Source organism: Tetragenococcus solitarius NBRC 100494, assembly GCF_001544195.1.
Lineage (GTDB): Bacteria > Bacillota > Bacilli > Lactobacillales > Enterococcaceae > Tetragenococcus > Tetragenococcus solitarius.
This window is the reverse complement of the sequence record NZ_BCPY01000012.1, coordinates 1-21609: the sequence shown is the minus strand read 5'-3', so window position 1 is coordinate 21609 and position 21609 is coordinate 1. Positions and strand designations below refer to the sequence as shown.

Here is a 21609-nt window from a genome sequence, read left to right as displayed (position 1 = left end):
TCACGTTAAGATTTAATTATAAATAGATTCCGCGGAATCTATTTTACTAACAAAACCTTAGCATCTTTTTTGACTTTTTCCAATCTTTTTATCCAATTATATGCTATAAGGAGGTCGGAATTGAGCGATTACGAAGAGATTCTCGCAATTTATCACCATTTATTAATGCTTGATGATGATAAAGACAAGGAAAAACAATGGATTATTAGCTATGAACCCAAAGCAAAGGGTTTAAGTACATTTCATTTGCATATTCTTTCGTATTTATTAAAACATGAAAATCCATTAGGTAAAGAGATCAGTAAAGACTTATCTGTGCTGCAAGGAACACTTTCTAAACGTCTAACTTTGTTAATAAAACGTCAGTTTGTCAAAGCTACTAAAGATGAAAAGGACGGACGCGGAAAACATTATTCCCTCACTTCTGAAGGAAAGCGACTGGCACAAATTCATGAACAGCTTTTATCTATGAAAAATAAACAGTTGGCAAAACAATTAGAAAATTTTGCTCCTGAAGAGTTGAAAATCATTTTACGTTTTTTAAGATGCTTTAAAAGTGCGGAAGAAACCATCCATTATCCGACTGATGTTAAAAACTCTATTGACAAAATAACTTAGTGAAGTGTTTTTTTATTTTACCTTTTTAAGAAATTTAACAAGAAGTATAGGAGGAAAAAAATGACCATTCCAAATAAACAGTTAATCGACGGAACAGTAATCCCTCAAGTAGGTTTTGGTACAGCTGGTTTAAAAGGTGCCCAAGGCGTTCAGGTTTTAACAACAGCAATTAATAATGGCTATCGACTATTGGACACTGCTTATAATTATGAAAACGAAGCAACGGTCGGACAAGCAGTGAAAAAATCCAGTGTTGCTCGAGAAAATTTATTAATCACTTCCAAGCTTCCCGGCCGTCATCATAAATATCATGACGCGATTGCTGCAATCCAAGAGTCGTTATACCGGGCGGATTTAGATTATTATGACCTTTATTTGATCCATTGGCCAAACCCAATGCGAGATGAATATGTGGAAGCATGGCAAGCATTAATCGATGCCAAACGTTTTGGCTTAGTGCGCTCTATCGGCGTCTCTAATTTTTTGCCAGAACACTTGGAAAAATTAAAAAATGAGACCGGCGTGCTCCCTGTTGTAAACCAAGTAGAAATGCATCCTTTATTTAGTCAAAAAGAACAGCGCGAATATCATGAAAAACATCAAATTGTAACAGAGGCATGGAGCCCCTTGGGCGGCGTTCAACAGTCATTAAGCAAACCTATCACTGAATTACCTGAGCTAGTTGACTTAGCTCAAAAATATCATAAAAATGTCGGACAGATTATTCTTCGCTGGGAAACTCAATTAAATGTAGTTCCTCTTCCACTTTCCCGCAATCCATTTAGGCAAAAGGAAAACAGGAACATTTTTGATTTTGAATTAACAGAAAGTGAAATTCAACAGATTATTTCTCTAGATCAAGAAGATGCTCGCGTTTCTTCACAAGATCCCCGGACACATGAAGAATTATAATAAACAACACACTTAAAAAACCAGTTAGATCTCATCAGTCTAACTGGTTTTTGTCTTGTAAATTTTAGAATTTCAAAAAGCGACGCATTGAAAAAGCGGAACCGACAGAACCGATAACAACGCCTAATACAACTAATAAGATACTCATTTGCCAATTAAAAGAACCCGGCTGTAGTAAGCTATAGTGAGATCGTTCTAATATCGGATTAATCAGCTCAAAAGCTTTATTATAACCTGTGTACATTAATATAATCGGAATAACTGCACCAAAAAGACCAATCCAGCCTCCTTCAAGAAAGAAAGGCCAGCGAATGTAACCATTTTTTGCTCCGACTAAACGCATAATTTGAATTTCTTGCTTACGCGTAAGAATTGTCATTCGAATGGTATTTGAAATCAAAAAGATAGCAATGACAACTAAAATAATCGAGCTAATAAGTCCCCAAGTGCGCGCTCTTTGGGCAATCGCAAAGATTTTGTCAGAAAGGTCTTCACCATAGGAAGCTTCATGAACATATTCAGTCATGCTATCAGCTCTTTTTGTAATATCTTCTACATATTCAGGATCATCTGCGTGAACAATAAAAACATCCAATAGCGGATTATCTTGGTCAAATAGATTCCAGGAATCCCCATATGATTCTTGGACTCTAGCTAACTCTTCGTCTTTGCTGGAATAACTAATAGATTTTACATGAGGAATTTCTTCCAATTGATTTTTTAATTTCTTCTTTCCATCTTCATCTGTCTCATAGTTAACATAAACAGATACCTCAACATTATTTTCCATATCTTGGGCTAATTTAACGGTATTTAAAATGATAACAAGAAAAACACCCAATAAAGTCAAGGTCACAGTCACTGCTGTGATTGAAGAAACCGTCATCCAGCCATTACGGCGCAAGCTTTTTAGGCTTTCTAAAACATGTTGGGAAAAATTCCTAAGCATTGTATCCATACTCTCCTTCCGCTTGGTCTCGAATAATCTTGCCGTTTTCAATGGCAATTACACGATGACGAATCGTATTTACAATCGTTCTATTATGCGTAGCCATTACGACAGTAGTTCCTTGAGCATTGATACGGTCTAATAACTTCATAATTTCCCAAGAAATTTCAGGGTCCAAATTTCCCGTTGGTTCGTCCGCAATCAGAACTTGAGGTGTATTTACAATCGCTCGCGCAATAGACACACGCTGTTGTTCTCCACCGGATAATTGATTGGGGAAAACACGTGCTTTATGTTTTAAACCTACCATGTCGAGTACATCCATCACTCGTTTTCTTATTTCTCTAGGTCTTTTTCCTATAACTTGCATAGCGTAAGCAACATTTTCATAAACCGTTTTTCTTTCTAAAAGTTTATAGTCTTGAAATACTACGCCAATTTCGCGACGCAAGTAAGGCACCTCACGATTTTTAATTTTCGACAAATCGTACTCTGCCACTTGTAAATTTCCGCTTGTCGGTTTTTCTTCACGATAGATCAGTTTAATAAAGGTTGATTTACCTGCGCCAGACGGGCCAACGACATAAACAAACTCTCCTTGATAGATCGAAATTGAAAGACCGCGGATAGCTTCTGTGCCATTCGAATATTTTTTGATTACATCCTGCATTTCAATCATGGCTATCTCTCCTAAACATTTTTACTCACTCCGCACCATTATAGCATGAAAAATATTTCATTGAATTTTCTTTAAGTTACATTTTCTTTTCAATTCAATAACTTTTACTGTTCTTGATTATTTAACTCCATTTTTAAATAGGCATCAATAAATTCATCAATCTGACCATCCATCACTGCTTGGGTATTGCCAGTTTCTTGATCTGTCCGGTGATCTTTAACCATTTGATAAGGATGAAATACATAGGAACGAATTTGAGAGCCCCATCCAATTTCCAACTGTTCTCCACGCAAGGCAGCTTGTTCTTGTTCTTGTTTTTCAACTTCTTGTTGATACAGTTTAGCTTTTAACATACTCATCGCTTGTTCTCGGTTTTTTAATTGAGAACGTTGCGCTTGACTAGCTGCCACCGTACCGGTCGGCAAGTGGGTAATGCGCACAGCCGATTCTGTTTTATTGATATGTTGTCCACCAGCACCGCTTGCTCGATAGGTATCAATTTTTAATTCCTCTGGATTGATTTCAATATCAATGGAGTCATCCATCTCGGGCATTACTTCAACAGAACAAAAAGATGTATGACGACGTTTTGCCGAATCAAAAGGTGAAATACGAACAAGACGATGGACTCCTTTTTCAGACTTTAAGAGCCCATAGGCATTGTATCCTTTAATTAAAAGGGTCACACTTTTAATCCCTGCCTCATCTCCAGCCTGATAATCAATGGTCTCTACTTGAAAGTGATGACTTTCTGCCCAACGTATATACATACGTAATAGCATACTTCCCCAGTCTTGCGATTCAGTACCACCTGCTCCAGGATGAAGTTCAACAATCGCGTTATTGCTGTCATACGGCTCATCTAATAATAAAGATAACTCATAATCAGCCATTTCTTTTTTTAACTTCGTCATTTTTTCATCCAATTCAGCTGCTAAGTCACTATCTTCCTCTTCTTGTAACATATCAAATAAAACTTCTACATCTTCGAGGCTTTTAGCCAAATGGTTAAACTGATCATAAGTCTCTTTTTTGCGATTATTTTCATTAATAATTTTTTGTGCCTTTGTTTGATCATCCCAAAAGGTAGGATCTGCCATTTGATGTTCAGCTTGAGCAATATCTTCTTCTAATTGATCAAGGTCAAAGAGACCCCCTAAAACTTGTGATTTGCTCTTTCATTTCATTAATTTCTTTGCGTATTTCTGCTGCTTCCATCGGTGTTCCTTCTTTCTTCAAACATGGTTTTCCTACCAGCTTTTGCTCAAAATAAGACTGGGCAAGAAGCGTCCAGTCTTATTTGCTTTTATTTTTTACCATGACAATTTTTATATTTCTTTCCGCTACCACATGGACAAGGATCGTTACGTCCAACTTTTTTTACATTAACCGGACGTTTTTTATCGCTATTTGCATTTTCAGTTTCTGGTTGTTCGGCTTCCCCTTGTGCCACTTGCTCTCGTTGAACATTTTGACGGATTTCCGCCTTCATAAATAGACGTGTCACATCGTATTCAATCGCACCAATCATATTTTCATACATTGTAAAGCCTTCACTTTGGTACTCAACTAATGGATTATTCTGACCATAGGCACGCAACCCAATAGACTGACGCAACTGATCCATTGCATCAATATGGTCTGTCCATTTGGAATCAACCACACGTAAAATGACAACTTTTTCAAATTCTAACAGTTGTTCAGGGCTATTTAATTGCTCTGTTTTCTCCTCAAATTTCTCCTGAGCAAGTTGGTAGAGATAATCTGTTACCTCTTGTGGCGTCTTTGTCTTTAAATCATCAACCGTAATGGTATTTTCATTGACCAGGACATTACCTGCAAAATTCACTAAACCTTCGTAGTTCAATTGGTTTTCTTCTAACTGTGTATGTCCTGCTACCGCACGCTCAATCGTCCGTTTTACCATATGCATTAATGTTTTAGATAGCGACTTATCTTCTAAGATTACTTGTTGGCGTTGACCATAGATTACTTCACGTTGTTCGCGCATAACATCGTCGTACTGTAAAACATTTTTACGCGTATCATAGTTGTTTCCTTCTACCCGTTTTTGCGCTGATTCAACTTGTCTTGATAGCATCCTACTTTGAATCACAGCATCTTCGTCATCAACTTTTAAGCGATCCAAAAATACCTTGATTCGTTCAGAACCAAATCGTTTCATGAGGTCGTCTTCCAAAGATAAATAAAATTGTGACAAACCAGGGTCACCTTGTCGTCCAGCACGTCCACGTAGCTGGTTATCGATACGACGTGATTCGTGTCTTTCTGTACCAATAACAGCAAGACCGCCTAATTCTGCAACACCTGGACCTAATTTAATATCTGTTCCACGACCTGCCATATTTGTCGCAATCGTCACTGCACCTTTTTGCCCGGCATTTAAAATGATTTCTGCTTCTTTAAAATGATTTTTAGCATTTAAAACTTCATGGGGGACATTTTCTTTATCCAACATGTTCGAAAGTAATTCTGAAGTTTCAACTGCTACTGTCCCCACTAGTACAGGTTGCCCCTTGCGATGACGCTCTTTAATATCTTGGGTCACCGCCTTAAATTTGCTATTTAAAGTTGGATATAACAAATCAGAGCGGTCTTCACGGATAACAGGCTCATTTGTTGGAATTTGGATAACTTCCATATTGTAAATTTCGCGAAATTCTTCTTCTTCTGTCTTAGCCGTTCCAGTCATCCCGGCTAGCTTGTTATACATCCGGAAAAAGTTTTGGAAAGTAATCGAAGCCATCGTTTTGGTTTCGTCTTCTATTTCTACGCCTTCTTTTGCTTCTATTGCCTGATGCAATCCATCAGAATAGCGTCGACCTTCCATGATACGTCCGGTAAATTGATCAACAATCAATACTTTGCCATCTTGAACAACATAATCATTATCCCGAATCATAATGTAATTAGCCCGCAAAGCTTGGTCCATGTAATGCGTTAAAGCTGCATTATCAATGTCATACAAATTATCCAAGCCAAAAGCTTCTTCTGCTTTTTCAATACCAGTTTCAGTCAGACTGATCGTTTTTGATTGAACATCAATTTTATAATCCTCTTCTTCTTTCAAACGTTTCACAAAACTATCCGTACGCTTATAAAGAGCGGTCGATTTTTCCGCCTGTCCTGAAATAATTAGAGGGGTTCTAGCTTCATCAATTAAGATCGAGTCTACCTCGTCAACAATGGCATAATTTAAGGGGCGTTGTACCATTTGATTAGGATAAACTACCATATTATCTCTTAAATAATCAAACCCTATTTCACTATTTGTACTATAAGTAATATCGCTATAATAAGCTGCGCGTTTTTCCTCGGACGTTTTGGAATTTACATTCAATCCTACTGTCAGCCCTAAAAAGTTATATAACTCACCCATTTCAGTAGAGTCACGCGATGCTAAATAATCATTGACTGTTACCACGTGTACACCTTTTTGCGCTAGGGCATTCAAATAAACCGGCATAGTAGCCGTCAATGTTTTTCCTTCCCCAGTACGCATTTCAGAGATGTTTCCTTCATGTAAAACGATGGCGCCCATCAGCTGTACATGAAATGGATACAAACCAAGGACACGTTTGGAAGCTTCACGTACAACGGCAAAAGCTTCTGTCAATAAATCATCTAACGTTTCTCCATTTTGATAACGTTCTTTAAATTCATCTGTTTTTTGGCGTAACTCATCATCAGACAAAGCACTTGTTTCATCTGCTAACGTCTCAATTTTATTAGCCATACGATCGAGGCGTTTAATTTCTTTTTTGTCATTTTCAATCAATGTTTTAAAAAAGTTGGCCATTCTTATTAAAATCTCCTTTGTTAAAGACAACTTAAAAAACAGCCGATTTAAAAAGCTGCTTTTAAGCTGCTACTTTGCTTTAATAACCTATTATTTACTAGAAAGTCTTCACTATATTTTAGCATGTGTTTTATTGGATTGCCACCGTTTTATGAAGGCTTTCCAATGATTTTCATATACCTTATTAATCTAACACGAAAAGGCTCATAGAACAATTCCATGAGCGGTTTGTTAGAAAAATCTTTGAAAAAAACTATGAATTATCCCTTAAGGGCAGTATTTTACTAAAATTATGTACTAAAAAATGAAAATCTCTATAAAGAATATATTCAAAAACAAGCAGAGACCACGAAGTTGTGGCTCTGCTTGTTTATATTTTGGTTAATCTGTTTCAATTAAGCCATATTTTCCATCTTTTCGGCGATAAACAATGCTAGTGCCTGTAGTATCCGCATCTTCAAAAATGAAGAAGTTATGGCCTAACATATTCATTTGTAATACAGCCTCTTCACTATCCATTGGTTTTAATGAAAGGCGTTTTGTACGAACGATATCAAGATCTGAACCGTTGTTTTCTTCACCTTCTTCTTCGTTAAAAAAGACGGTTTGTTCAACTTCGGGCTTGGATGTTTCCCGTTTTTTTCGATTAATTTTTGTTTTAAATTTACGAATCTGGCGTTCTAATTTGTCAACGACTAAATCAATACTGCCATATAGATCCGGTGAAGTTTCTTCCGCACGTAAAACAAGATAGGGTAGCGGAATCGTCACTTCTACTTTAGCTGTTTTTTCTGTGTAAACTTTTAAATTTACATGAGCGGTTGCTTCAGGTACATCATTAAAATAACGTTCTAATTTACCCACTTTTTTCTCCACATAATCGCGGATTGCTTGAGTAACTTCTATATTTTCTCCTCGAACATTGTATCTGAACATAACAATTGCCCCTTTCATCTACCAATTAAAGAGGATAAAGCAAGAAACTTTTTCCTCTTCTTATAATCATTATATCGAACTTTAATATAAATGCAAAAGAAATCGGTAACATTTTTAACTTCTTTTTAACGAGCAAGGGAAAAGGTTTGAATTTCTTTCGGCTGGTAATTTTGCAATATTTCAGCGGCATGAAAAAGTGTTCTGCCAGTTGTATATACATCATCCACTAATACAACTTTTTTATTTTTAACCATGCTTATCTCTTGAGTAGCGCGAAATACCTGAGGAGCAGCTAAACGTTCCTGCCGATTTTTTTCAGATTGAGGCGTGCTATCCACCTTTTTTTCTAATAGATGCTGTGTTTTAACGTTTGCTGCCTGTAAAAAGGCTTCGACTTGGTTAAACCCACGTTTTAAAAAACGTTCTTTTGATAAAGGAACAGCTACTATAATCCATTCCTTTCTTTTTGAAAAGTAGGCTTGAATTTCTGAAGAAAATGTTGCTTTTAAACGAAAATCTCCTAAAAACTTATATTGATAAATCCACTCTTTAAATGCTTCATCATAACAAAATAATGCTTGGTGGCAAAATTCATAATTTGGATATAACATCTGCCATTGTTTACATTCATCACATTGCGTCTGCCAACCCGGTTTAGAACAAGTTGGACAAGCAGTGGTAGGAATTTTAGTAAACTTTTTTTGGCAAAAATCGCAGCGTTGCTTTTTTATTAAAAAAGTAAAAAGCAGTTCTTTAAAAGTTAAATTACGTATAATCTCTTGTTGGCAACAACTACACTTCAACTTACTAACCACTCCTTAGCTAAGCGGTTCATTTTTTTAATTTCGTGACAAGCATCGCGAATAGCTTGCGTTTGCTGATTATAAAAAAAGAGTACCTGTCCTTGTTGGTATTTACCTTTACGATCAACACGCCCAGCAATTTGCACTAAAGCAGACTTGCTGTAAATTTTATGGTTCGCTCCCATAATGACCACCGAAATACCTTCAAAGGTCACTCCTCGTTCAAGAATAGTCGTCGAAAATAAAATACGATAAGCACCCTCTCTCATACTTTGAACTTTTTCTTCACGTTGTAGATCTTGAGCGGAAACACTTTCTATCTCTGATGGGTCAAAAAATTCACAAACTTTTTTATATAATTTTTGCATATAACAAATACTAGGACAAAAAACCAATACATCGTTATCTTTTAATAACTTTTTTAAATAAAAGACTAACTTTTTAACTTTCCAATTTGATTGATAACAATATTGCCATTTTTCGTACCAAATTAACTGAGGGACCACAAGCGGCCGCCGGTGAAAGCGCAGCGGAAGCTTCTCAATACAAAAAGTACTTTTTATCGACTCTAATAAATGATTAGGCGGAGTCGCACTTAAGTAGATATACTTTCCGTCCTTTTTTAGAGCATTTTTTTGTGCAAAGGCTAACGTCTTATCACCCTCATAAGGAAACGCATCAATTTCATCAATAATTAATAAATCAAAGGCATGATAAAAATGAAATAATTGATGCGTCGTACAAATCGTCAATGCATTGTAGCGATATTTTTCTGTAGATTCTCCATATAAGAGTAACGTTTGTTCTTGTGGGAAGACTTCATCAATACGGGGGTAAAGTTCTCGACAGACGTCAATTCTAGGCGAAGCAATGGCCGCCCTGCCGCCACTTTGTAAACAATCACACAATATGGCAAAGATCATCTCTGTTTTTCCAGAACCTGTCACCGCCCAAACAAGTGTATGTTTATTTTGCTGATAATTTTCCCGAATTTGGTTCGAAACGCTTTGTTGTGCAGCGGTCAATGTCCCCTGCCAATTAAAAACAATTTCTCGCGGGCTCCTTGTTTTTTCAACTTGAGATACCAAATATAACTGATCTGTCAAACGTCCAAATTGAATACAATAAGGGCAATAATACTGCTTATTGGGTAGTTGATAGCTGTCTTTTAGAAAAAAACTGCCGCAACGCTGACAAGTCACTTTGTCCTCTTTTATTACTAATGCTAATCGACTTTGAAATGAATCATCAAGCATCTCAAGTTCTTCTTTTGCCATGGCCTTTTGCCGGCCATATAATTCTTCCATATTCATCACCTCAGTAATAAATACGTAAAAAAAACAGAAATCTTTTTTTAGATCTCTGTTTTTGCTTATTAATCTTCGATTAGCTTAAGAGCTTGATTCAAAACATTTTCCCCATTCATCATTCCATAATCCGACATATTAATTACATCTACTGGGATATTTTTAGGTGCTAGTTTTTTCTCAAAATCATCTTTCATAAAACGGACTTGAGGTCCTAATAATAAGACATTTACATCTTTATTTTCTAATTGTGTATCTGCTTCAGAGGATGACACTGCAAAGATGTCCGAATCAATCTCTTGCTCTTCAGCAGCTTTTTGCATTTTTGTTACCAATAAGCTTGTACTCATCCCAGCAGAACATACTAGCATGATTGTTTTTTTTGCCATAAATAATCTCCTCCAACTTTTCAAACTAAAAACAACAAAGTATATCTTTTATTATAAATTTTTTCCAGGTATTGTCAACGTTTCCTTAATTGATGGGTCTAATCCAACTTGATTTAAGTAACGGACGAAAAACAACAAATTCTTTTTCTAAATTCACGTGAACAACTTCGTAATTGGCGTTTAACCAAGCATAAGCGCCATTTTCAGGATGCAAATAATCGTTGGTCCACCAATCTTGTGAAGTACGGGCTGATTTTGGAAGGCCACGAGCAGGAAATAATAGCTCATCAAATTGAGTAAAAGTTAATGTAACTTGTGTACCTCCATTATTTTTTAGATAGGTAGTAATCACATCATACTTTTTCCTTCTTCCTGCCATATCAACCCCTCCTTTGCTTCATTATCACGCGGAAAATGGTAAAATGCAACTTTTAAGCGAAATAACTGCCGTCACTGCTCTATCTATATTATACTAATAAAAGAAGAATAAAAACAGGGGTGAATCGTAATGATTGAAACATATCGTACCATTCAAAAAGATGGGCAAGCAGAACTTGAAATTAAAAAATCACGATTTATTTGTCATCTAAAACGCGTCTATACTGAAGCAGAAGCTAAAGCCTTTATCCAACAAATAAAAAAAGAACACTGGAAAGCCAATCATAATTGTAGTGCATTTGTGATTGGTGAAGAAAGTGAGATCCAACGTTCTAATGATGATGGTGAACCTTCTGGGACAGCTGGAAATCCTATGTTGGAAGTATTGAAAAAACAAGAATTAATCAATGTTTGTGCTGTGGTCACCCGCTATTTTGGTGGAACAAAACTGGGCGCAGGTGGTCTAATCCGTGCTTATTCTCACTCAATAAGCCATGCACTAGAAGCAACAAACATTGTCCAAGGAACTTTACAACACGAAGTATTTTTGACTGTTGACTACTCTCTTTTAGGGAAACTGCAAAATTTTTTGGAACAACAAAATTATATAGTAGCAGATACCCAATTTTTAGAAAAAGTCACTTTATGCGTGTTAGTCGAAAAAATAAATCCCTTTATTAAAGCAGTAACCGAATTGCTAAATGACCAACTAACAATTGAAAAAGGCAATAAACGTTATCACGAACAACTGGTTAAATAAGAAAACACTGCCAGCTAAAGTAAAAAGCTGACAGTGTATAGAATTATTTTTCTAAAAAGAATTCAAAACGATCTCCTACGTACTGACTTCGCACATACTCAAATGGTGTGCCATCTTCAAAATAAGAGACCTGACGCATCAGCAAAATTGCGTCTCCTTTTTTTATTTGCAGATATTCTGCTTTTTTCTCTGAAGCGACGATAGCCGAAATGGTTTGGTTAGCCCCACCAATTTTATGCTGCCCTTTTTCTTCTAATGTCCGATACAAAGAAGCAGAAATTTCTTCTCTGCTGAAGTCGCGAATAATCTTTTCCGGAATACTTGCCACTTCGAAACAAATCGGAATATCATCAGCTAAACGAACTCTTCCCATTCGTAAAATCGCTTCGTGTTCAGCCAAATTTAAACGTTCCATCTCACTTGAGCTAGGCTGAGTAAAGAAATAAGAAACAGCTTTACTCGAAGGTCTTCGGCCCTGAGAAAGCATAATTTCAGTAAAACTTGTGGTTCCTGACATTTTTTCCTGCACTTTTTGTCGAGCGACATAAGTACCTGAACCAATTTTTCTTTCTAGTATTCCTTCATCGGAGAGCGTCTGAATAGCTTGTCTAAGCGTCATCCGACTAACACCAAATGCCTCAGCCAATTCTCTTTCAGAGGGAAGTCGATCACCGATTTTCCAGTATTCTGCTTCAATTTTTTCTTTGATTTTATCATGAATTTGAAGATATACAGGCAATGTTTCAGCCAAAGGGGCCACCTCCTTTTTTCTTAATTTCACTTTCCTTTAAAACACTATCGCCATGTAGACAAGATTTATCGAATCTTTGCTTGCCATTTAATACGTTGCCGCGTCGGCCTTTTTTCTTGGACTGACAACCCTTTTTTTGAAACATCGACTTTTACATCTTTTTTTGAAACATCATAGATAGTTTCAGCCGCTTCGGTAATTTTTTCTTTCAAATTTTTTCCGATTTTCATTTGGACACTTCCTTTATTGGTTTGTTTTAAATTAGCTAACTGCATTGAACCTCTTTGTTTGCTTTCTTTTAGACTATCGCAAAAGTAAAATGAAATCAATAAAAAAAGCACCAGAAAGATCTGATGCTTGACAACTGGGATAGCTGGATTCGAACCAGCGCATGACGGAGTCAAAGTCCGTTGCCTTACCGCTTGGCTATATCCCAATGATGGAGGAGAAAGGATTCGAACCTTTGAACCCGAAGGAACGGATTTACAGTCCGCCGCGTTTAGCCACTTCGCTACTCCTCCAAAAGCCTGGTAAAAAACCTGACTTAGATATAATACAAAATATTTTATTTTTTTGCAATAGATTTTTACTAAAAAAATTTACTGTTCCCGTAAATTCCAACGACGAATAATTGTTTCAATCGCTGCATCTAAACTTTTACTAACGCCTAAATCTTCGTCGTCAGCAAAACTTTGGAACTCTTTTGACCCAAAATGAAGGACTTCACCGATTTGTTTTTTTCCAATATAAAGTTCAGTTACTGGATAGGTTTGGCCTTTAATATTTCGCGTTGTTTCTTCGCTGCGCACTTCAATTTCCTTGTTTTTCTTCAAAGTTCTCACCTCGGACTTTATTTTAGCATACTTTTTACGTAACGCTAGCCCTAATTCTAAAAAAGGGCTGTGACATAAAGACAAGACAAAAATACCCGAATTCTATTTGATGTGATTCCCTAATTGTCATGAATTTGCGACAAGGACCTACTGGTACTGGACCGCAGGAGCAGTGCAATTCGTGCGACGAGTAACCGCAGGAGCAATGCAGTCCGTGCGACGAGTAACCGCAGGAGCAATGCAGTCCGTGCGACGAGTAACCGCAGGAGCAATGCAGTCCGTGCGACGAGTAACCGCAGGAGCAATGCAGTCCGTGCGACGAGTAACCGCAGGAGCAATGCAGTCCGTGCGACGAGTAACCGCAGGAGCAATGCAGTCCGTGCGACGAGTAACCGCAGGAGCAATGCAGTCCGTGCGACGAGTAACCGCAGGAGCAATGCAGTCCGTGCGACGAGTAACCGCAGGAGCAATGCAGTCCGTGCGACGAGTAACCGCAGGAGCAATGCAGTCCGTGCGACGAGTAACCGCAGGAGCAATGCAATTCGTGCGACGAGTAACCGCAGGAACAATCCCTCTTATAGTTCGGATATTTTATGATTAAAGGAAATTATGTCATATAGCCCCGGCTTCATTTAAAATAATGCCTCAACTCTAATTACAAGACATCTATTCAACTAAACTATTTTCTGTAGCCAGTACTAGTATAAAAGTAGTGAACATTTATAAAATTACGGATTCGTTACAACGCAAGAAATAATTGTGTACCCTTCATCTCGTAATAATTTAGCAATTTTATCCGAATCTTGCGAGTCAATCTGCGCCTCAACCATTGTTTTATCTCTTTGACGGTCAACCACCAATGTGGAAATACTAAAATCGGCATCCGCCAAAGTCTGAGCAATTTTTGCTAAAATTCCTTTATGGTCCTTATCAATTTGGATTGTTACCCGAGTTCCTTTATTATTATAACCAGTAATTTTTAAGAACGCATCGAAAATATCGTTATTTGTAATAATTCCTAGTAATTGCTCTTTCTTTATCACTGGTAATACAGCAATTTTTTTACTTCTCATTAAATAAATAGCTTCTTCTAAAAGCGCATCAGGAGAAACGGTAGTCACTTTTTTTATCATCACGTCTGCCACCGTGGTTTTATTTAGCAAAAAGTTTGTTTCATGGATACTTAAGCTAGTAGCAGATGATGGCATAGCCGCTTGGATGGTCCCTTCTGTAATTAGACCTACCATACGCTTATCCTTTAACACAGGCAAACGATGAATATCGTATTCTTTCATTAAATCAATCGCATCAAAAATAGGTGTGTCGGGAATCACTGTTACTAAATTTTTGGTCATAAAATCACTTACCGTCATCTTTTATCCTCCTAAATAAGCTTTTTTCACTTCATCGCTATCTGCAAGTTCTTTTCCTGTTCCTTGTAAAACAATTTTGCCACTTTCTAATACATAACCACGATCAGCAATGGATAAAGCCATCTGCGCATTTTGTTCAATGAGCAAAACGGTCGTCCCCTGTTTTTTAATTTCTTCAATTGTAGAAAAAATCTCTTTAATAAATATAGGAGCCAGTCCCATCGATGGCTCATCTAATAATAATAATTTTGGTTTTGACATCAAGGCACGTCCCATCGCGAGCATTTGTTGTTCTCCACCTGATAATGTTGCTGCATCTTGATTTCTTCTTTCTTTTAAAACTGGAAATTTGGAAAATACTTGGTCTAAAGCCTCTTTTTGTTGTTTACCTTTTTGTAAAAAGGCTCCCATCTCCAAGTTTTCAAATACAGTCAAGCCATGGAAAACATGTCTTCCCTCAGGAACTTGCGATAGCCCTTTGGCAACGATTTTTTGAGGCGCTTTTTTGTTAATCTCTTGTTGTTCAAAAAAGATATGGCCGCTATAAGCCCGAACGAGCCCAGAAATTGTTCGTAAAATCGTCGTCTTACCAGCTCCATTAGCGCCAACCAATGTCACAATTTCCCCTTGATTGACTTGAAATGAAATGTCATGAACAGCTTGAATCATCCCATAGCGTACCGATAAATTTTCTACTTCTAGCATTAAACCTCGCCTCCTAAATAAGCTTCGATAACACTTTGGTTTGTTTTTACTTCATCGGGTGTGCCTTTAGCAATCACTCTTCCATATTCCAAAACATAGATTCGTTCACAAACATCCATCACTAAACTCATGTCATGTTCAATTAAAACAATAGTAATTTTAAATTTTTCTTGTACCTCTCGGATCAGATTTGTCAGGTCAGCAGTTTCATTAGGGTTCATTCCAGCTGCTGGTTCATCTAAAAATAAGATTTGTGGTTCCGTGGCCAGAGCGCGTACGATTTCCAAGCGTCTTTGTTGCCCATAAGGTAAGTTTTTAGTTAAAGTATCTTTTTTATCTACTAAATGAAAAAGGGACAAAAGTTCTAGTGCTTTATTTTTTAAATCTTTTTCTATTTTATAAAATTTTGGTAGACGTAAAACGCTTGTGACAAAATTTTCTTTATGCTTAGCATTCATTGCAATTAAGACATTTTCCATCACGGTTAAATCTTTGAATAAACGAATGTTTTGAAAAGTTCGTGAGAGACCTAATTCAGCAATTTTATAGGATTTCATTCCGTTTAAGCGAGTACTCTTCCCTTCAACCTCTAATGTAACTTCTCCGCTTGAGGGGACATAAACTCCTGTCAATAAGTTAAACAGTGTGGTTTTTCCCGCTCCATTAGGACCAATAAGTCCTACCAGCTCATTTTTTTCTAAACTAATATCTACTTGAGAGACGGCAGCTAATCCGCCAAAATTTTTCGTTAAATTATCAACTGTTAGTAGAGGCATCTTGGTCGTCTCCTTTCTTACTGAATTTATCAATGATTCTCTTGATTGAAAATTCCCAGGTTCCTAAAAGCCCACTAGGCTTGAAAATCATAATCCCTACAATAGCTAAAGCATAGATAATCATTCGTAAACTACCAAAGTCTTGCAGGTACATATTCAAAAATCCTAAGACACCTGCTGCAACAATAGCTCCTGTCGTGCTTCCGATTCCGCCAAATACGACAATGATTAAAATATCGATCGATTTCATAAAATCATAGTCATTAGGAAAAACTGACTGCTGGTAAGTAGCATATAATGAACCGGCTAAACTAGCTAACATAGCTCCTATCACAAAAGCCGTTACCTTATATTTAGCGGTGTTTACTCCCATGGCTTCAGCAGCAATCTCATCTTCGCGTACTGCAAGCGTTGCACGTCCAGCTCCTGAACGTATGTAATTAGACACTAACAAAACTGCAATCACCATAAAAATAAAAACAACCTGCCAGTTACTAAATTGAGCAATACCAAAAATTCCTGAAGGTCCGTTGGTTAACTCATCAAAATTGACAATCAGAATTCGTATTATTTCTGAAACACCCAGTGTTGCAATTGCCAGATAGTCTCCTTTTAAACGCAAAGTAGGTATCCCGACAATGAGGGCAATTGCCCCTGAAATAAGCATCCCGACAATTAAAGATACAGCAAAAGCGATATAGGTAGGGTTATTTTGAGTTAAAATAGCTGCTGCGTAGGCTCCGATTGCCATAAATCCTGCATGTCCTAAAGAAAGCTGTCCAGAAAACCCAATAATTAGATTTAAACCTACAGCTAAAATGACGTTAATCCCAATATTGACAATAATTGCATCAGTAAAAATCGTAATAAATCCGCCATTATATAAAGCAAATAAACCAAAATAGATCACACATGCAAGAGCAAGCCATATAAGATTGTATTTTAAATTTTTTTTCATCTTTACCGCCTACACTTTCTCTTTAATATTTTTTCCCAAAATACCTGCTGGTCGGACAAGTAGAATAATAATCAAAACCAAGTAAACTAATGCATCTTTATAATCGGAAAAACCAAACGCTGTCGCCATCGTTTCAATCAGACCAATCACAAATCCTCCTAAAGCTGCGCCAGGTATAACCCCTATACCACCGAGTACGGCTGCAACAAAAGATTTCAGGCCAGGTGCTACCCCCATCATCGGGTCAATCGAATTATAATAAAGCCCGATCAGCATTCCTCCTGCTGCTGCTAAAGATGAGCCTAAGGCAAAAGTAAATGAGATCGTACGATTGACATTAATCCCCATTAAACGAGCAGCATCGTTATCTACACTTACCGCCCGCATAGCTTTACCCATTTTCGTTTTTTTGATAATCACTTGTAATAAAATCATCAGCGTAACTGAAACAGCTAGTATTAATAACTGGATATTGCTGATATCAACAACTCCCAATGAAAAAGTCTTTCTAGCAATCGACTGAGGATAAGGTCTTGAATCTGGAGAAAAGAAATAAATCATCACATTTTGCAAAAGGTATGAAACCCCAATGGCTGTAATTAATGCCGAAATTCGGGTCGATTTTCTTAAAGGACGATAGGCAAGAAATTCAATAACTATACCCAAAATAGCACAAACAACCATTGAAATAAGAAGAGCAGTAAAAAATCCCCAAGCATTCGGCAGAATTTGCCAAGCGTTAAATGACTGAATCAAAAAATAACCGATAAAACTACCAATCATATAAACTTCCCCGTGGGCAAAATTTATCAAATTAATAATGCCATAAACCATTGTGTAACCAAGCGCCATCAAAGCATAGATGCTTCCTAAAAATAATCCATTAACTAACTGCTGGACCATTAGTTCCATTCTTATCACTTCCAATAAACATTATAGTTTAATCAAAGAAAACTAGGACAAAACCAAACAAGAAGTTTTGTCCCAGCTCTTTACAATGTGCCTATTTTCTTGTTTTAAGGCTCAATCTTTTCAGCTGAACTTTCTTTTCCATCAGTAAAGCCGACAACAACCAGCGGTTTTTCCGGATTATGGTCTTTATCAATAGAAATAGTACCTGTTACGCCTACAAAATCTTTCAATTCCGCTAAGCCTTTGGCAATGTCCGCCGAATCCGCGGAATCTTCATTTTCAATTGCTTCTTTAATCATTAACATCGCATCATAAGACAAGGCATTAAAAGTAGATGGTTCTTTATCATATTTCTCATTAAAGTCATCAATAAATGGTTCCACAGTGTCATTGGCTGGTGCTAAAGTTGAAAAGTGACCGGTATAGAACACATCAGATACATTTTCTTTACCAGCTAATTGGATCATTTTTTCATCCCCAAAACCATCAGCTCCGATAATTGGTTGATCAATTCCCATCTCACGTGCTTGTTTGATGATCAAGCCAGCTTCTTCATAATAGCCAGGAACATACAATACATCAAAATCGGTCTTTTTCAATTTTGTTAATGCTGCTTGGAAGTCTTTATCTCCTTTGGTAAAGTTTTCTTTAGCAACGACTTCACCATCATATTCATCGGTAAAAGCCTTGGTCAAACCTGTTGCGTAATCGCTAGAATTATCCCCAAAAATAGCTGCTTTGTCTGCATCAAGGTTGTCAGAAGCATATTTTGCTAAAATAACACCTTGAAAACTATCTTGAAAACAAGAACGGAACACATAATCCTGTACCTGATCGTTACTTACTGTAATCGAGTCATCCGTTCCTGAAGGAGTAATCATAGGAACTTGAGCTTTAGTAACGTTAGGAATGGCTGCTTTTACCGCACCAGAAGTAGCGGGACCAATCATTGCTACAATTCCATCGTTTGTAGTTAAATTAGCAGTAGTTGTCGCAGCTTCATTATTATCAGATTTATTATCCTTTTTTACCAACTCCACTTTTTTACCCAAAATTCCGCCATCTTCATTAATTTTTTCGACGGCTAATTCTGCTCCTTCCTCTTCTTGTGTACCGTAACCGGCAACAGCTCCTGAAAGTTCAAGGTTTAACCCAACTTTGATTGTATCTCCTTCTTGTTTGTTACCTGCATCACTATCTCCTCCGCCAGCACTTGCGCCACCGCCTCCATTTGGACCAGCACTACAGGCTGTCAACAAAAATACACTTGCAAATAAAAATGCCAACTTCTTTTTCATTTTTTTCTCCCTACTTTCTATGTACGAATATGAAGTTAATATACAGAAAATTCGAAAAATTGTCAATATAAATTTTCAGAATATTTTATAATTTAGCGAGTAAATTTTTAAATAAACTTTATTTGACTTTTTTATAGCTGGCTTAACTAAAAAAAGCCTCAAGCACAACGCTTGAGACTTTAACCTATTAAAATAATTAATGCTTTTTATAAACATAAATGGGTCTTTTTTTGTCTACACGATTTTTTCTTAAAGAAAAATCCTTAGGAACGTAATCAATGCCGCCTTTAGCAAAAGGATGACAACGTAAAATTCGTGAAATTCCCATTAACATCCCTTTAAAAGCACCATGCACTTTCAATGCTTCGAGCATATAACTTGAACAAGTAGGATAATAACGGCAACTTGGAGGAAACAAAGGTGAAATAAAACGTTGATAACCTTTAATTAAAAATATGAAAAACTTTTGCATAAACTTTGGTCCCCTTTTGAAAAAGAAACAAAAGAGAGGGACCCCCTCTCTTAAAGTTGTATAAATTCAAAAATATGCTGCCATAACGCTCGGCTAAATACATGCGTCGGTGAACCATCACCAACTACGCCGTAACCAATCATTAATCCAATGAAAAACAAAATGATAGCCGATGCAATAACAGATAAAACTTTGATTAATGTAATTAACACATCACGACTTAAATGCATCATGACCTCCAATTTTTAGACAAAGACTTCTTCTGTTACTTTTTTTGATTGTTCATCAGAAACACGTTCAATGTGTGCCCCTAAATTTTGCAATTTCTCATGAAAATGGTAGTACCCACGATCAAGATATTTCAGGTTTCTCACACGCGTAATTCCATCAGCCTCTAAGCCAGCCAAAATTAATGCTGCTGCTGCTCTTAAATCTGTCGCGTAAACCAATGCTCCTTGAAGCGAGTCATTACCTTGCATAATAGCCACATTTCCATCAATTTTCATGTGTGCGTTCATCTTTCGCATTTCTTCTAAGTGTTGGAAGCGATTCTCAAAAACAGTTTCTGTCGTAACACTTGTCCCGTTTGCCAATAATTGTAATACGCTCATTTGCGCTTGCATATCTGTCGGGAAACCTGGATGAGGAAGAGTTTTCACATCCGTAGGTTGTAATTGCGTAGGTCCTTTTATCTGAATGCCTTCTTCAGCTTCTATCACTTGTGCGCCCATCTCTTTTATTTTAGATAATAATGGACGATTATGTTCAGCGATCGCATCTTTAATAAAGACATCATTGTTTGGCAAGGCGCCGGCAACCATAAAAGTACCCGCTTCAATCCGATCTTGTACAATGGCATGATCTACAGCATGCAAACGTTCAACGCCTTCAATACGCATCGTTTCAGTTCCAGCCCCATGAATTTTAGCGCCCATTTTATTAAGCACATTGGCCAAATCAACAATTTCAGGTTCTCTTGCTACATTATCAATCGTAGTAGTGCCTTTGGCTTTGACCGCTGCCATCATAATATTTTGAGTAGCTCCGACGCTAGGAAAATCAAGATAGATACTGCTACCTTCTAGCTGATCTGCAAATGCTTCGATATAGCCGTCTTTTTGTTTAATTGTAGCGCCCAATGCCTGAAAACCTTTTAAATGAAGATCAATCGGTCGTTTTCCGATAGCACAACCTCCTGGCATTGCTACTTTTGCATGTCCATTGCGTGCCAATAAAGGCCCCAAAACAACAATTGAAGCACGCATTTTGCTAACATATTCGTAAGGTGCTTCTACTTCCAACGGAGAGGAAGCATCAATTTTAATTTCTTTTTTATTTAAATCAAAATCAACTTTTGCATTTAAATGATGAATAACTTCTTTCATTGTAAATACATCTGAAAGAATTGGAACATTACTTAGCCTTGTCGTACCATCTTCTGCTAACAAAGCAGCAGCAAGTATTGGTAAAACCGCGTTTTTTGCTCCTTCAATTTCTACAGTTCCTTTTAATGGATTACCCCCATAAACGATAATCTCTTCCATGCTGTTCCCTCCAAATAGAACGTATTACTTTTTGACAAAATTCTTTTAAAGTATACCACATTCGTCTTTGATAATATAGTTAATTGTTTATTAAAGAAATGTTAAGAATAAATTTTTACTTAAAGTAATGATCTCTAAGAAAAAACTACTTGCTATATAACCAATTACAATTGATAACAGTGTAATTAGCAATCTTATTTGTGTTGTATGAAGAGATTTAAAAAAGGCATCCATGCGTAAAGCACCTAAAGACCAAAAAGCTAAATAAATAAATGCAAAATGGCTCACCAATCTGATAAGTGCATCTATTCCAAAAATCTGCATAAAAACAACCTCACTTACTAAATCTCATTACAATTATGTTAACATAAAAACAAAAAATAAAAAACGATCTGCAATTAAATTTAATGAACTTAAAAAAGAGCAATCAGAAACC

General features: G+C 36.8%; 26 protein-coding genes and 2 tRNA genes. 4 read left to right on the top strand and 24 right to left on the bottom strand.

Annotation, left to right across the window (positions count from 1 at the left end; translation table 11 throughout):
• Positions 1-120 precede the first annotated feature (120 nt).
• Together TS1_RS05355 and TS1_RS05350 are read left to right on the top strand one after the other, a co-directional pair.
• On the top strand, positions 121-618 hold the full coding sequence (locus TS1_RS05355) for a MarR family winged helix-turn-helix transcriptional regulator (RefSeq protein ID WP_068708606.1): 498 nt from the start codon (positions 121-123) through the stop codon (positions 616-618).
• Between the two features lie 60 nt (positions 619-678).
• Positions 679-1530, top strand: coding sequence for an aldo/keto reductase (locus tag TS1_RS05350; protein ID WP_068708604.1), 852 nt, complete (start codon positions 679-681; stop codon positions 1528-1530).
• Between the two features lie 64 nt (positions 1531-1594).
• On the opposite strand, the gene ftsX is transcribed toward TS1_RS05350, so the two are convergent.
• The 9 genes from ftsX to TS1_RS05305 form a co-directional block, all read right to left on the bottom strand.
• Positions 1595-2479: a permease-like cell division protein FtsX gene (ftsX, locus tag TS1_RS05345; RefSeq protein WP_068708602.1), complete on the bottom strand. Its 885-nt coding sequence runs from the start codon at positions 2477-2479 to the stop codon at positions 1595-1597.
• Positions 2472-3158, bottom strand: coding sequence for a cell division ATP-binding protein FtsE (gene ftsE, locus TS1_RS05340; RefSeq protein ID WP_068708600.1), 687 nt, complete (start codon positions 3156-3158; stop codon positions 2472-2474). Before ftsE ends, ftsX begins: the two co-directional genes overlap by 8 nt.
• 104 nt (positions 3159-3262) lie before the next feature.
• Positions 3263-4376, bottom strand: a protein-coding gene (prfB, locus tag TS1_RS05335; protein ID WP_157061641.1) for a peptide chain release factor 2 whose coding sequence is annotated in 2 segments (ribosomal slippage) — positions 3263-4303 and positions 4305-4376 — 1113 coding nt in all. Because the reading frame shifts where the segments join, the coding sequence is not laid out codon by codon here.
• An 88-nt stretch (positions 4377-4464) separates the two neighbouring features.
• Entirely contained in the window at positions 4465-6978 is a 2514-nt protein-coding gene (secA, locus tag TS1_RS05330) for a preprotein translocase subunit SecA (RefSeq protein WP_068708596.1), read from the bottom strand.
• A 381-nt stretch (positions 6979-7359) separates the two neighbouring features.
• A complete protein-coding gene (gene hpf / locus TS1_RS05325; RefSeq protein ID WP_068708594.1) occupies positions 7360-7914 on the bottom strand; it encodes a ribosome hibernation-promoting factor, HPF/YfiA family in 555 nt (184 codons plus the stop codon).
• Between the two features lie 125 nt (positions 7915-8039).
• Positions 8040-8717, bottom strand: a complete 678-nt coding sequence (locus TS1_RS05320) for a ComF family protein (RefSeq protein WP_068708592.1) — start codon at positions 8715-8717, stop codon at positions 8040-8042.
• Positions 8714-10024: a DEAD/DEAH box helicase gene (locus tag TS1_RS05315; protein ID WP_068708590.1), complete on the bottom strand. Its 1311-nt coding sequence runs from the start codon at positions 10022-10024 to the stop codon at positions 8714-8716. The genes TS1_RS05320 and TS1_RS05315 overlap by 4 nt, the downstream gene beginning before the upstream one ends.
• A 68-nt stretch (positions 10025-10092) precedes the next feature.
• A complete protein-coding gene (locus TS1_RS05310) occupies positions 10093-10413 on the bottom strand; it encodes a PTS sugar transporter subunit IIB (RefSeq protein WP_068708588.1) in 321 nt (106 codons plus the stop codon).
• An 85-nt stretch (positions 10414-10498) separates the two neighbouring features.
• Positions 10499-10792, bottom strand: coding sequence for a DUF7662 domain-containing protein (locus TS1_RS05305; protein WP_068708586.1), 294 nt, complete (start codon positions 10790-10792; stop codon positions 10499-10501).
• Positions 10793-10921: 129 nt separating this feature from the next.
• Between TS1_RS05305 and TS1_RS05300 the strand changes: the two genes are divergently transcribed.
• Positions 10922-11551 (top strand): YigZ family protein, encoded by a 630-nt coding sequence (locus TS1_RS05300; protein ID WP_068708584.1) that lies wholly within the window; start codon positions 10922-10924, stop codon positions 11549-11551.
• A gap of 43 nt (positions 11552-11594) precedes the next feature.
• Here TS1_RS05300 and TS1_RS05295 read toward each other — a convergent pair whose 3' ends face one another.
• The 5 genes from TS1_RS05295 to TS1_RS05275 form a co-directional block, all read right to left on the bottom strand.
• Positions 11595-12302, bottom strand: a complete 708-nt coding sequence (locus TS1_RS05295; protein WP_068708582.1) for a GntR family transcriptional regulator — start codon at positions 12300-12302, stop codon at positions 11595-11597.
• A gap of 65 nt (positions 12303-12367) precedes the next feature.
• Positions 12368-12532, bottom strand: a complete 165-nt coding sequence (locus TS1_RS05290; protein WP_157061640.1) for a hypothetical protein — start codon at positions 12530-12532, stop codon at positions 12368-12370.
• Positions 12533-12666: 134 nt separating this feature from the next.
• Positions 12667-12738: transfer RNA gene (locus TS1_RS05285), tRNA-Gln, on the bottom strand.
• Between the two features lie 4 nt (positions 12739-12742).
• Positions 12743-12823: transfer RNA gene (locus TS1_RS05280), tRNA-Tyr, on the bottom strand.
• A gap of 78 nt (positions 12824-12901) precedes the next feature.
• Positions 12902-13135 (bottom strand): DUF2969 domain-containing protein, encoded by a 234-nt coding sequence (locus TS1_RS05275; protein ID WP_068708578.1) that lies wholly within the window; start codon positions 13133-13135, stop codon positions 12902-12904.
• Positions 13136-13316: 181 nt separating this feature from the next.
• Between TS1_RS05275 and TS1_RS05270 the strand changes: the two genes are divergently transcribed.
• Positions 13317-13736 (top strand): hypothetical protein, encoded by a 420-nt coding sequence (locus tag TS1_RS05270; RefSeq protein ID WP_068708577.1) that lies wholly within the window; start codon positions 13317-13319, stop codon positions 13734-13736.
• Positions 13737-13863: 127 nt separating this feature from the next.
• On the opposite strand, the gene TS1_RS05265 is transcribed toward TS1_RS05270, so the two are convergent.
• The 10 genes from TS1_RS05265 to TS1_RS05220 all read right to left on the bottom strand — a co-directional run bounded on the left by TS1_RS05265 (position 13864) and on the right by TS1_RS05220 (position 21497).
• Positions 13864-14508: a CBS and ACT domain-containing protein gene (locus TS1_RS05265; protein WP_068708575.1), complete on the bottom strand. Its 645-nt coding sequence runs from the start codon at positions 14506-14508 to the stop codon at positions 13864-13866.
• A 3-nt stretch (positions 14509-14511) separates the two neighbouring features.
• Entirely contained in the window at positions 14512-15213 is a 702-nt protein-coding gene (locus TS1_RS05260) for an ABC transporter ATP-binding protein (RefSeq protein ID WP_068708573.1), read from the bottom strand.
• Complete coding sequence (locus TS1_RS05255; protein ID WP_068708571.1) at positions 15213-15989, bottom strand: ABC transporter ATP-binding protein; 777 nt, start codon at positions 15987-15989, stop codon at positions 15213-15215. The genes TS1_RS05260 and TS1_RS05255 overlap by 1 nt, the downstream gene beginning before the upstream one ends.
• Positions 15970-16947, bottom strand: a complete 978-nt coding sequence (locus TS1_RS05250; RefSeq protein ID WP_068708569.1) for a branched-chain amino acid ABC transporter permease — start codon at positions 16945-16947, stop codon at positions 15970-15972. The genes TS1_RS05255 and TS1_RS05250 overlap by 20 nt, the downstream gene beginning before the upstream one ends.
• 9 nt (positions 16948-16956) lie before the next feature.
• Positions 16957-17859 (bottom strand): branched-chain amino acid ABC transporter permease, encoded by a 903-nt coding sequence (locus tag TS1_RS05245; RefSeq protein ID WP_068708567.1) that lies wholly within the window; start codon positions 17857-17859, stop codon positions 16957-16959.
• Between the two features lie 104 nt (positions 17860-17963).
• Positions 17964-19157 (bottom strand): ABC transporter substrate-binding protein, encoded by a 1194-nt coding sequence (locus TS1_RS05240; RefSeq protein ID WP_068708565.1) that lies wholly within the window; start codon positions 19155-19157, stop codon positions 17964-17966.
• Positions 19158-19353: 196 nt separating this feature from the next.
• Complete coding sequence (gene yidD / locus TS1_RS05235; protein WP_068708563.1) at positions 19354-19629, bottom strand: membrane protein insertion efficiency factor YidD; 276 nt, start codon at positions 19627-19629, stop codon at positions 19354-19356.
• A 50-nt stretch (positions 19630-19679) separates the two neighbouring features.
• Positions 19680-19859 (bottom strand): DNA-directed RNA polymerase subunit beta, encoded by a 180-nt coding sequence (locus TS1_RS05230; protein WP_068708561.1) that lies wholly within the window; start codon positions 19857-19859, stop codon positions 19680-19682.
• 15 nt (positions 19860-19874) lie between these two features.
• The gene (gene murA / locus TS1_RS05225; protein ID WP_068708559.1) at positions 19875-21173 is read right to left on the bottom strand and encodes a UDP-N-acetylglucosamine 1-carboxyvinyltransferase; all 1299 of its coding nucleotides are present in this window, start codon (positions 21171-21173) and stop codon (positions 19875-19877) included.
• Between the two features lie 90 nt (positions 21174-21263).
• Positions 21264-21497: a DUF1146 family protein gene (locus TS1_RS05220; protein WP_068708557.1), complete on the bottom strand. Its 234-nt coding sequence runs from the start codon at positions 21495-21497 to the stop codon at positions 21264-21266.
• Between the last annotated feature and the right edge of the window lie 112 nt (positions 21498-21609).

Excerpts from the sequence above, each read along its gene's own strand:
- TS1_RS05350 (WP_068708604.1), top strand. The coding sequence starts at position 679 with ATGACCATTCCAAATAAACAGTTAATCGACGGAACAGTAATCCCTCAA.
- ftsX (WP_068708602.1), bottom strand. The coding sequence starts at position 2,479 with ATGCTTAGGAATTTTTCCCAACATGTTTTAGAAAGCCTAAAAAGCTTG.
- ftsE (WP_068708600.1), bottom strand. The coding sequence starts at position 3,158 with ATGATTGAAATGCAGGATGTAATCAAAAAATATTCGAATGGCACAGAA.
- secA (WP_068708596.1), bottom strand. The coding sequence starts at position 6,978 with ATGGCCAACTTTTTTAAAACATTGATTGAAAATGACAAAAAAGAAATT.
- hpf (WP_068708594.1), bottom strand. The coding sequence starts at position 7,914 with ATGTTCAGATACAATGTTCGAGGAGAAAATATAGAAGTTACTCAAGCA.
- TS1_RS05315 (WP_068708590.1), bottom strand. The coding sequence starts at position 10,024 with ATGGAAGAATTATATGGCCGGCAAAAGGCCATGGCAAAAGAAGAACTT.
- TS1_RS05310 (WP_068708588.1), bottom strand. The coding sequence starts at position 10,413 with ATGGCAAAAAAAACAATCATGCTAGTATGTTCTGCTGGGATGAGTACA.
- TS1_RS05305 (WP_068708586.1), bottom strand. The coding sequence starts at position 10,792 with ATGGCAGGAAGAAGGAAAAAGTATGATGTGATTACTACCTATCTAAAA.
- TS1_RS05300 (WP_068708584.1), top strand. The coding sequence starts at position 10,922 with ATGATTGAAACATATCGTACCATTCAAAAAGATGGGCAAGCAGAACTT.
- TS1_RS05290 (WP_157061640.1), bottom strand. The coding sequence starts at position 12,532 with ATGAAAATCGGAAAAAATTTGAAAGAAAAAATTACCGAAGCGGCTGAA.
- TS1_RS05265 (WP_068708575.1), bottom strand. The coding sequence starts at position 14,508 with ATGACGGTAAGTGATTTTATGACCAAAAATTTAGTAACAGTGATTCCC.
- TS1_RS05260 (WP_068708573.1), bottom strand. The coding sequence starts at position 15,213 with ATGCTAGAAGTAGAAAATTTATCGGTACGCTATGGGATGATTCAAGCT.
- TS1_RS05255 (WP_068708571.1), bottom strand. The coding sequence starts at position 15,989 with ATGCCTCTACTAACAGTTGATAATTTAACGAAAAATTTTGGCGGATTA.
- TS1_RS05250 (WP_068708569.1), bottom strand. The coding sequence starts at position 16,947 with ATGAAAAAAAATTTAAAATACAATCTTATATGGCTTGCTCTTGCATGT.
- TS1_RS05245 (WP_068708567.1), bottom strand. The coding sequence starts at position 17,859 with ATGGAACTAATGGTCCAGCAGTTAGTTAATGGATTATTTTTAGGAAGC.
- TS1_RS05240 (WP_068708565.1), bottom strand. The coding sequence starts at position 19,157 with ATGAAAAAGAAGTTGGCATTTTTATTTGCAAGTGTATTTTTGTTGACA.
- yidD (WP_068708563.1), bottom strand. The coding sequence starts at position 19,629 with ATGCAAAAGTTTTTCATATTTTTAATTAAAGGTTATCAACGTTTTATT.
- TS1_RS05230 (WP_068708561.1), bottom strand. The coding sequence starts at position 19,859 with ATGCATTTAAGTCGTGATGTGTTAATTACATTAATCAAAGTTTTATCT.
- murA (WP_068708559.1), bottom strand. The coding sequence starts at position 21,173 with ATGGAAGAGATTATCGTTTATGGGGGTAATCCATTAAAAGGAACTGTA.
- TS1_RS05220 (WP_068708557.1), bottom strand. The coding sequence starts at position 21,497 with ATGCAGATTTTTGGAATAGATGCACTTATCAGATTGGTGAGCCATTTT.